Here is a 10,548-nt window from a genome sequence, read left to right as displayed (position 1 = left end):
CGGACGGCCGGCACGCGCCATGCCGCGGGCGCCCGCCCTTTGGCAGAGCGTCCGGGCGCGGTAGCCTTGCCGGGTGGCGCGGCCCGCTATTGACCCGCACGGTCCGGCCGTCGCCCGCGACCGTACCTCTTCCAGCGGCAAGGAGCCGTGCCGTGACCATCTTTAGCGCCGATCCCGCGTCCGCCGACACGGCGTCCCTGCTCGAAGCGCGCTACGGCGCCGCCGGCGGCCCGGCCGGCGTGCGGCTGAACGCCGTCATCGCCGGCCTTCTCGCCCACCGCACCGTGCGCGCCTTCACCGATCGTCACCTGCCGCCCGGCACGGTCGAGACGCTGGCCGCCGCCGCCCAGTCCGCCGCCTCCTCCTCGAACCTCCAGGTGTTCAGCGTGATCGCGGTGGAGCGGGCCGAGACCCGGCGCGCTTTGTCGGAGCTGGCGGGCGGCCAGGCGCACGTGGCGCAAGCGCCGCTGGTGATGGTGTGGCTCGCCGACCTCGCGCGGCTCGCCGAACTTGGCCGGCGCCAAAGCGCGCCCACCGAGGGGCTCGATTATCTGGAGATGCTGCTGGTGGGCGTGATCGACGCGGCGCTGGCGGCGCAGAATGCGGTGGTGGCGCTGGAATCGCTCGGTCTCGGCAGCTGCTATATCGGCGCGCTGCGCAACCGGCCGCGGGAGGTGGGCGATCTGCTCGGCCTGCCGCCGCATGTGATGGCGGTGTTCGGCCTGTGCGTCGGTCATCCCGACCCCGCCCGCCCGGCGCGCGTGAAGCCGCGCCTGCCGCAGCCCCTGGTGCTCCACCGCGAGCGCTACGACCCGAGCCTGCCCGCGCGCGCGGTCGCGGACTATGACGACGCCCTCCACCGCCTTCCAGAAGGCGGAGGGCATGGCGCAGGTGGGCTGGACCGCCACCGCGCTCAACCGGGTGCGCGGCGCTGGTGCGCTCAGCGGGCGCGACCGGCTCGCCGGCATCCTGCAGGAGATGGGTTTCCCCCTGCGCTGACCGGCGCTGGCGCCGGCAGACGGGCGCGATCAATCTCATTGCAAGATGGAATTGATCTAAAACATCTATTGGACCCGCGCGCGGCGGGGTCCGATCTATTTCACATGATGCAGAACGGTTATCGAGGGGCGAATTCCGCGCCCACGCAGCAGCCCCTCCCTTATCCCCACGCGCCCGCCGAGCCGGACCATGTGGAGACCTCGCCGAAGATCGGCGACCAGGTGGCCAAGACCACCTGCTACATGTGCGCCTGCCGCTGCGGCATCGAGGTGCATCTGCGCGACGGCAAGGTGCGCTACATCAACGGCAACAAGGACCACCCGGTCAATCGCGGCGTGCTGTGCGGCAAGGGCAGCGCCGGCATCATGCAGCACTACAGCCCGGCGCGGCTGAAGAAGCCGCTGCTGCGCACCGGCGAGCGCGGCTCCGGCGAGTTCCGCGAGATCGAGTGGGAGGAGGCACTCGCCATCGCCGCGGAACGGCTCGGCAACATCCGCGCCACCGATCCCAAGAGACTCGCCTTCTTCACCGGGCGCGACCAGTCCCAGTCGCTCACCGGCTGGTGGGCCTCGAAGTTCGGCACCCCCAATTTCGCCGCCCATGGCGGCTTCTGCTCGGTCAACATGGCGGTGGGCGGGCTCTATACGGTTGGCGGGGCGTTCTGGGAGTTCGGCGAGCCGGACTGGGAGCACGCCAAGTACTTCCTCCTCTTCGGCGTTGCCGAGGACCACGATTCCAACCCCATCAAGATCGGCCTCGGCAAATTGAAGGCGCGCGGGGCGAAGTTCGTCTCGGTCAATCCGGCGCGCACCGGCTACAACGCCATCGCCGACGAGTGGGTGGGCATCCGTCCCGGCACGGACGGCCTGTTCGTGATGGCGCTGATCCACGAGCTGCTGCGCGCCGGGAAGATCGACGTGCCCTATCTCGCGCGCCACACCAACGCCCCGGCGCTGGTCATCAAGGCGCCCGGCACGGCGGAGGACGGCCTCCTCCTGCGCGACGCGGAAGGCCGCATCCTGCCTTCGACAAGGCGACCGGCGGCCCGAAGCCCGCCGACGATCCCGACCTCAGCCCGGCTTTGTCGGGCACGTTCGAGGTGGCGGGGCGCACCGCGACCCCCGTGTTCCAGGTGTTCGCCGAGCGCTATCTCGACCCGTCTTATTCCCCCGAGGCGGCCGCCGAGCGCTGCGGCGTGCCGGCGGACACCATCCGCCGCATCGCCGCCGAGCTCGCCCATGTGGCCTTCGAGCAGGCGATCGAACTGCCGGTCGCCTGGACCGACACCGCCGGCCGGCGCCACGAGACCATGACCGGCCGGCCCATCGCCATGCACGCCATGCGCGGCATCTCGGCCCATTCCAACGGCTTCCAGACCTGCCGCGCGATCCATGTGCTGCAGGTGCTGCTGGGCTCGGTGGACGTGCCCGGCGGCTGGCGCTTCAAGCCGCCGTTCCCGAAGCCGATCCCGCCCGGCCCCAAGCCCGCCGGCAAGGACGGCGGCAAGCCCATGACGCCGCTCGCCGGCATGCCGCTCGGCTTCGTCTCCGGCCCCGAGGACCTGCTGGTGGACGCGGACGGCGGCCCGGTGCGCATCGACAAGGCCTATTCCTGGGACGCGCCGCTCGCCGCCCACGGCATGATGCACATGGTGATCCGCAATGCGTGGAAGGGCGACCCGTACAAGATCGACACGCTGATGATGTACATGGCCAACATGGCCTGGAACTCGTCGATGAATACCGACGAGACCATCGCCATGCTGACCGACAAGGACGAGAGCGGCGACTACCGCATCCCCTTCATCATCTATTCCGACGCCTATTTCTCCGAGACCGTGCCCTATGCGGACCTGGTGCTGCCGGACACCACCTATCTGGAGCGGCACGACTGCATCAGCCTGCTCGACCGCCCCATCAGCCATGCGGACGGGCCGGGCGACGCCATCCGCCACCCCGTCGTCACGCCGGACCGCGACGTGCGCCCGTTCCAGAGCGTGCTGATCGAGCTCGGCGCGCGGCTCGGTCTGCCGGGCTTCGTGAACGACGACGGCGCGGCCAAGTACAAGGACTATGCCGACTACATCGTCCACCACGAGCGCGCGCCCGGCATCGGCCCGCTCGCGGGGTGGCGCGGCAAGCAGGGCGAGAAGATCGGCCGCGGCGAGACCAATGAGGGCCAGCTCGACCGCTACATCGAGAATGGCGGCTTCTGGCACCACGAGCTGTCGCCGGACCAGCGCTATTACAAGATGGCGAACCGCTCCTACCTCGATTTCGCCGTGCATATGGGCTTCGTGCCCAAGGCCGACCCGATCGTGTTCCAGCTCTATTCCGAGCCGCTCCAGCGCTTCCGCCTCGCCGCGCGCGGGCACGGGCCGGTGGTGCCGCCGGAAGGCGATCGCGCCCGCATCGAGGCCTATTTCGATCCCCTGCCCTTCTGGTATGCGCCGCTGGAGGAGGCGGCCATCGCCACCGCCGACTATCCGATCCACGCGCTCACCCAGCGCCCCATGCACATGTACCATTCCTGGGGCTCGCAGAATGCGTGGCTGCGCCAGATCACCAGCCAGAACCGGCTGTTCGTGCACCGCGAGCTCGCGCCGAACTCGGCCTCGCCGACGACGACTGGGTGTGGATCGAGAGCATCAACGGCAAGGTGAAGGGCCAGATCCGCCTCGTGGACGGGGTGGAGAAGGCGACCGTGTGGACCTGGAACGCCATCGGCAAGCGCCGCGGCGCCTGGGCGCTGAAGGACGACGCGGCCGAGAGCAATCGCGGCTTCCTGCTGAACCACGCCATCGGCGACCTCTTGCCGCCGGACGTGAACGGCAAGCGCTATTCCAACTCCGACCCCATCACCGGCCAGGCGGCCTGGTTCGACCTCCGGGTGCGGCTGCGCAAGTGCGCGCCCGAGGAAGCCGGCTTCACCGAGCCGCAATTCGCCCGGCTGCCTCTGCCGCCCAATCTCCAGAGCGCGCCCGACGTGCTCCGCTTCGGCGCCCAGTTCAAGGAGGCGGCGCGATGACCTGCCTGCCCACCAAGACCGAGAAGAGCCTCGGCCTCGTCATCGACCTCGACACCTGCGTCGGCTGCCAGGCGTGCGTCACCTCCTGCAAGGAGTGGAACACCGGCGGCCACATGGCCCCGCTCACCGACCGCGACCCCTATGGCGGCTCGGTGGACGGCGTGTGGTTCAACCGCGTCCACACCTATGAGCATGAGGTCGACGGCGCGAGCCGCACGGTGCACTTCCCGCGCTCGTGCCTGCATTGCGAGACACCGGCCTGCGTCACCGTCTGCCCCACCGGCGCCTCCTACAAGCGCACCTCGGACGGCATCGTGCTGGTGGACGAGGACAAGTGCATCGGCTGCAAGCTGTGCAGCTGGGCCTGCCCCTACGGCGCTCGCGAGTTCGACGTGGACGTGGGCGTGATGAAGAAGTGCACGCTGTGCGTCGACCGCATCTACAACGAGAACCTCAAGGAAGAGGACCGGGTGCCGGCCTGCGTCGCCGCCTGCCCCTCCGGCGCGCGCCACTTCGGCGACCTTGGCGATGCCACGTCTCCCGTCTCGCAGCTGGTGGCCGCCCGCGGCGGCACCGAGCTGATGCCGGAATTGGGCTACGCCCCCACCAACCGCTATCTGCCGCCGCGCGCCAATACCGGCCGCGGCCCGAAGGTGGCGGCCCCCGCGCTGGAGAGCGTCGGCGATGCCGGCGGCTTCTTCGGCTGGGTCGACCGCGTGCTGTCGCGCTGAGGACGGGCCGAGCCATGCATCCCGCTTATTCCGTCATCGTCTTCACCACCGCCACCGGCGCGGGCTATGGCTTGCTCGCTTTGCTCGGGCTGCTGGCGCCACGGGCGCCGCGCCGCCGGCGCTGGTGCCGGGGCTCGTGAGCTTCGGCCTCGCCTTCGCGCTGATCGGCGGCGGGCTGCTCTCGTCCACCGGCCATCTCGGCCGGCCGGAGCGGGCATGGCGCGCCTTCTCGCAGTGGCGCTCCTCCTGGCTCTCGCGCGAGGGCGTGGCGGCGGTCGTCACCTTCGTGCCGGCCGGCCTGCTGGCGCTCGGATGGGCGGTGCTGGGACAGTCCGGCGTCTGGATCGCCCTCTGCGGCCTCCTGGCGGCGGCGTGCGCCGTCGTCACCGTGTGCTCCACGGCGATGATCTATGCCTCGCTGAAGCCGATCGCCCAGTGGCACAGCCGCTTCACGCTGCCGTCCTACCTCCTGTTCGCCGCCACCAGCGGCCTCGTGCTCCTGAACGCGCTGATGCAGGTGTTCGGCCGCGCCTCGGTGCCGTGGCTGGCCGCCGCGCTCGTCTTCACCGCGCTCGCCTGGGCGCTCAAGGTGGCCGTCTGGCGCCACAATGACGCGCTCGGCATGCCGGCGACGCTGAATTCCGCCACCGGCCTCAAGGGCGGCACCGTGCGCTCGGTGGAATGGCCGCACACCGAGGACAATTATCTCCTGAAGGAGATGGGATACCGCGTGGCGCGCAAGCACGCCGCCCGGCTGCGGATGATCGCCGTGATCCTCGCCTTCGCGCTGCCCGGCGCGCTGCTGGTGGTCGCCCTTCTGCTGCGCGGCGGCCCGGCGGCGGCGTTCGTCTCGGTGCTGGCGGCGGCGAGCCAGCTTGCGGGACTGATGGTCGAGCGCTGGCTGTTCTTCGCCGAAGCCAAGCACACCGTAACCCTCTATTACGGGCGCTCCTGATGGCGTTCCTTTCGGCCGGCAAGGTCCCGCTGCTGAATTTCCCCCTCACCGGGGCGACACTGCGGGCCGACGTGCTGGCCGGACTGCTGGGTGCCGTGCTCTCCCTGCCCCAGGGCATCGCCTTCGGCACCCTCGCCGGCCTGCCGCCGGAATACGGCATCTACACCGCCGTGGTGCCGTGCATCGTCGCGGCGGTGTTCGGGTCGAGCCGCCACGTGGTCTCCGGCCCCACCAACGCCAATTCTCTGGCGCTGTTCGCGGCCCTGAGCCCGCTCGCCATTCCGGGATCGGCGCAGTACATCGCCTTCGCGCTCGCGGTGACGGCGCTGGTCGGCCTGATGCAGCTGGCGGTGGGCGGATTCAAGCTCGGCTGGGTGGCCGACTTCATCTCGCCGGCGGTGCTGATCGGCTTCACCAGCGGCGCCGCCATCCTCATCGGCCTCTATGCCCTGCCCGATTTCCTCGGCATCGCCATCGAGGCCGGCGGCGGCGTCATCGGCCTTCTCACCAAGCTTGGCGCGCACCTCGACCAGATCAACCTGAGCGCCTGCCTCGTCGGCGCCACCACGCTGCTGGTCAGCTTCGCGCTGGCGAAGGTCTCGCGCCGCCTGCCCTACATGCTGATGGGCATCGTGGCCGGCTTCGGCATGGCCGAACTGCTCGCGCTCTTTCCCGCCTGGCAGAAGGTGGCGCGCATCGGCGACATCCCCTCGGTGCTGCCGCCCTTCTCGCTGCCGTGGATCGAGCCGGCCATGCTGCCGCAATTCATCTCCATCGCCGGCGCGCTCTCCATCGTCGCGCTGGGCCAGTCGGTGTCCATCGCCAAGGCCATCGCCCAGCGCTCGGGCCAGCACCTGGACGTGGACCGCGAGTTCGTCGGACAGGGCCTGTCCAACATCGCCGGCAGCTTCTTCTCTTCCTACGTCTCGTGCGGCTCGCTGAACCGCTCGCTGCCGAACTATCTGGCCGGCGCGAAGACGCCGATGGCGGCGGTGCTGTCGTCGGTGTTCCTGGTGGCGCTCGCCTTCGTATCCCGCCCGCTGCTGGAGCGGCTGCCCATGGCGGCCATCGGCGCGCTGCTGGTCTATATCGCCTACGGGCTGGTGGACGTGGGCGGCTTCCGCCGGCTGGCGCGGCACCACCGCGCCGATCTCGGCGTCGCGCTCGTGACCTTCGGCGGCATGCTGTTCCTGCCGTTCCAGCAGGCGATCATCATCGGCAGCGCCCTGTCGCTGCTGCTCTATCTCAACCGCACCGCCCACCCGGCGGTGCGCACCCTGGCTCCCGACCCCGGCGCCGAGCGGCGCACCTTCAAGCCGGTGGAGGAGATCGGCGGGGCGGGGCGCGAATGCCCGCAGCTCAAGCTGGTGCGCATCGAGGGCTCGGTCTATTTCGGCGCCGCCGGCTACATCACCCGCCGCCTCTACGAGATGCGCGCCGGCGGGCAGAAGCACATGCTGGTGATGGTGAAGAGCATGAACTTCATCGACCTCGCCGGCTCCGACGTGTGGGAGCATGAGGTGTTCACCCGCCGCCAGATCGGCGGCGACCTCTATTTCCACCAGCCCCGCCCGGACGTGCGGGCGCTGTGGCGGCGCACCGGCTTCGAGGAGCATCTGGGGCGCGACCACCTGTTCGAGTCGAAGGCCGAGGCGCTCGCCGCCATCCACCCCCGGCTCGACCCCGACATCTGCGCCACCTGCGCGGTGCGCGCCTTCCGCGAATGCGGCACGGTCCGCCCTCCTGCGGCAGGCGCAGGCACCTGACGCAGCGGGCCGGAGCGCCGGGCGGGTCGCCCTGCCCTCAAAAGCGGTAGTTCACGCCGACCTTCAGGAGCTGCAGGTCGGCAGAGTTGGAGGCGCGCGCCCGTTCACGGTCTCCGAACTGCCGGGATAATTTGTGGTGATGATGACGATCCGCCCGCCCGGACAGGGGGGCGTGTAATTGTTCCGCAAGCAGCGCGTCGTCACCGAATAGGGCTTGGAGACGCCGGCGCGGGCGTCCTCGAACTCGAAATCCTCGGCACCGAAGCCGGCGAACAGGTATTCGAGCTTGAGCGACCAGTTGTCGGCGAAGGCGTATTCGGCGCCCGCGCCGAACACATAGCCGGTGCGCGTTGCGTCCGTTGTCTCGGTGAAGATGGGCTCGGTGGTGTGACCGGCCGGATAGGTGCTGCCGGCCGTCGTTGCGCGATACTGGGTGCGCGCCTCCACCTCCTTCAGGAAGGCGACGCCGCCGGTGCCGTAGGCGAACAGGCGGTCGAACGCGAAGCCGGCGCGGCCGCGCACGGTGGCGAGCCAGTCGAAGGAATAGTCGATGTGGGCCCCAAGGCGCCGCCGCTCGATCAGCGTCGGCGATTCGGTCGAGAACACGTCCTGATGATCGGCGAGGCGCAGGGATGCCACGTCCGCCTCAACGCCCACGACGAAGCCGTTCGAGAACTGGTAGTTGTAGCCCGCCTGCCCGCCGCCGAGGACATTGGCGAGCGCGCGATCGGCGGATTCCGAGGCGGCGATCTTGTCGTAGGCGCCGTCGGCCGTCGCCGTGACGCCGTCGATGGCGCCGAAGCCGTATGCGGCATAGGCCCCGAGATAGAAGCCGCTCCAGGGCATGTTGCGCGCCGAGGCGGGCCGGCCGAACGGCAGCCAGGACAGGCTCTCGCTCCCGCCGTGCTTGGCGGTCAGCGTGGCGCGGATGGTGCGGCCGGGCGCCGGCATGTCGGTGTTGTTGATGGCGTCCACATAATAGGCGTCGAGGAGGTTCTGCGCGCTCACGTCGAGGGTGAGCGTGTCGTTGATCTTCCACTGCGCGAAGGCGTCCACCACCGTGTAGGGCGCCCAGACCTTCGTCACCCAGAAATAGGTGGGGTCCTCCACCAGCGGCGCGAGGCGCTGGCCCATATAGGTCAGGCGCCCGCCCACCGTGACCTTGTCGTCGAACAGCCGCAGGCCCGCCGTCACCGAGGCGGTGAAGCGCGGCGGCACCTGATTGGTGAGGTAGTCCGCCTGCAGCGTGTAGTCGAAGCATTCCCCGTCGTCGAGGCAGGCCTTGAAGCCGGTATAATAGTTGAATCCGAAATCCAGGAAGCCCCATTTGACGTCGTACCCGCCCGAAAGCTCGAAGCCCTTGAACTGCACATAGTCGTAGTTGAAGAACGACATGCGGGCGAGTTCATAGGTCCGGCCGACATAATTGTCGGTGTTGTTGTCGAAATAGGCGAGCTTCAGGCGGGCCTTATCGCCGGGCTGGAAGAGGTCGCTCCGCAGCACATTGGTGCCCACCTCGAAATTGCGCGCCTCTTCCGGCAGCAGGTCCGGGTTGAACACCTGATCGCCGCGCACCTGGCTGGTCTCGCGCACGCTCAGGGGGCGGATGCCGCTCTGGTACTGGGCGTAGATCTGCCAGCCGGGCAGCGGCGTCAGCGTCACGCTGGCGCTGGGGCTCACGCCGCTGCCGGAATAGCCGGTGAATTCGGGACCGGTGTAGGACCAGTCTTCCGTGCCGAGGAAGGCGCTGTCGTAATTGATGTATTCGAGGCCCGCCTCGAGCGTGAGCCAGCGGGTCGGCTCCCACTTCGCCTTGCCGAACAGGGTCGCCACCTGGAGCTGGCCGTTGGCGGGCAGTGCTCCCGCGCCCACGTCGAACAGCGGCAGGAGGCCGCCCGCCTCGGCGCGCTCATAGCGGTAGGAGCCGCCATAGCGCAGCGCGAGCGGCGTGTCGGCAACAGTGAAGCGCGACGTGTTGGACGCCTCGATGCCCGCATTCTGCGACGTCTGCGGCACCAGCAGGGACTCCGCATAGACCGTGTAGTAGGTGTCCTCGTTGACGTTGGAGGCATAGGCATTGACCCTGAAGTCGACGAGGTCGTTGCCCTCCGGCTTGTAGTGGTAGCGGGCCGTGAGCTGATCCACCGCGACCGAGCTGAGCGGGATCTGCCGCGTGATGTTGCCGACGCTGATGGCGCTCGCCGTCACTTCGCCGAATGTGTTGCCGTAGTGCATGTAGCCGAGCGTCAGTTCGTGCCCGTCCGCGGGCCGCAGGGTCGCCTTGAGGAGCGCGGAGGTGACGTCCTCCGAGGTGTTGAACACCTGCTGGCCGTAACCGTAATCGGACAAACGCTGGGACTGGCCGTCCGGACCGACCGTTTCGAGATCGCCCTGGGTGCCGGCGAAATAGTTGCCGCTGGTGCGCCGGACGAAGGCGGCGACGAGATCGATGTTCTGCTGCGTCACGGCGAGGGCGGCGCTGATGTTGCCGTTGCCGGCATCGGACTGGCCGCGGCTCGGGTCGGTCTGGTCGAGCACCGGCGCGACGCCGTTGGAATTGAGGCCCGCCTTGAACCTCACGCCATAGCTGTCGCCCGGCTTGAGGATGTCGGCGACACCCAGCGTCTCCATGGCGATGGTGCCGCCGATGGCCCCGCCCACCGCGCCGTCCGGTCCCTTGGTCACGGTGATGCCGGCGATCATGTCCGGGTCCACATAGGTGCGGTTGTCGACGCCCTGGTAGCCGCGATAGCTCGACGTGGACTGCTGCGAGCCGTCGATGGTGGTGGCGACGCGGTTCATGCCCTGGAGGCCGCGGATGTTGGGGTCGATGGCCGCGCCATTGGTGTTCGAGCCGGAGATCACGCCGGGCGTGCCCTGGAACATGGAGCCCGAGGTCAGGCCCGGGAAGCGCTCCAGGTCTTGTCCGGAGATGAAGTTGGTCGTGCCCGGCGTCTCGAACGGCCGGTCGGCCGCCCCTCCGAAGCCGCCCACCTGGAGCGTGTCGAGCGCGATGGTTCCGTCTGCGGACGCGGCGCCGCCCTCGTCCGCCGCGCTCACCAGCGCGGCG

The 10,548-nt window shown here is 69.3% G+C and carries 3 protein-coding genes and 3 pseudogenes; 5 read left to right on the top strand and 1 reads right to left on the bottom strand.

Annotated features, from left to right (window positions below):
- Positions 1-152 precede the first annotated feature (152 nt).
- From AC2W7M_RS12265 to AC2W7M_RS12245, 5 genes and pseudogenes are all read left to right on the top strand, one after another.
- Positions 153-677 (top strand): annotated as a pseudogene (locus AC2W7M_RS12265) (nitroreductase family protein); the annotation flags it as partial.
- 426 nt (positions 678-1,103) lie between these two features.
- Positions 1,104-4,026: pseudogene (locus tag AC2W7M_RS12260) on the top strand (molybdopterin oxidoreductase family protein).
- A complete protein-coding gene (locus tag AC2W7M_RS12255; protein ID WP_486132599.1) occupies positions 4,023-4,757 on the top strand; it encodes a 4Fe-4S dicluster domain-containing protein in 735 nt (244 codons plus the stop codon). The pseudogene AC2W7M_RS12260 and the gene AC2W7M_RS12255 overlap by 4 nt, the downstream one beginning before the upstream one ends.
- Positions 4,758-4,771: 14 nt before the next feature.
- Positions 4,772-5,712, top strand: a pseudogene (locus tag AC2W7M_RS12250) (dimethyl sulfoxide reductase anchor subunit family protein).
- A complete protein-coding gene (locus AC2W7M_RS12245) occupies positions 5,712-7,478 on the top strand; it encodes a SulP family inorganic anion transporter (protein WP_486132598.1) in 1,767 nt (588 codons plus the stop codon). Before AC2W7M_RS12250 ends, AC2W7M_RS12245 begins: the two are co-directional and overlap by 1 nt.
- A 63-nt stretch (positions 7,479-7,541) precedes the next feature.
- Here AC2W7M_RS12245 and AC2W7M_RS12240 read toward each other — a convergent pair.
- The coding region (locus AC2W7M_RS12240; RefSeq protein WP_486132597.1) for a TonB-dependent receptor domain-containing protein at positions 7,542-10,548 on the bottom strand (3,007 nt) is incomplete at its 5' end.

The organism is Xanthobacter sp. BG11Y11_SDJG (assembly GCF_057364445.1).
Note: the sequence above shows the minus strand (reverse complement) of the source record. Positions and strands in the feature narration are given on the sequence as shown.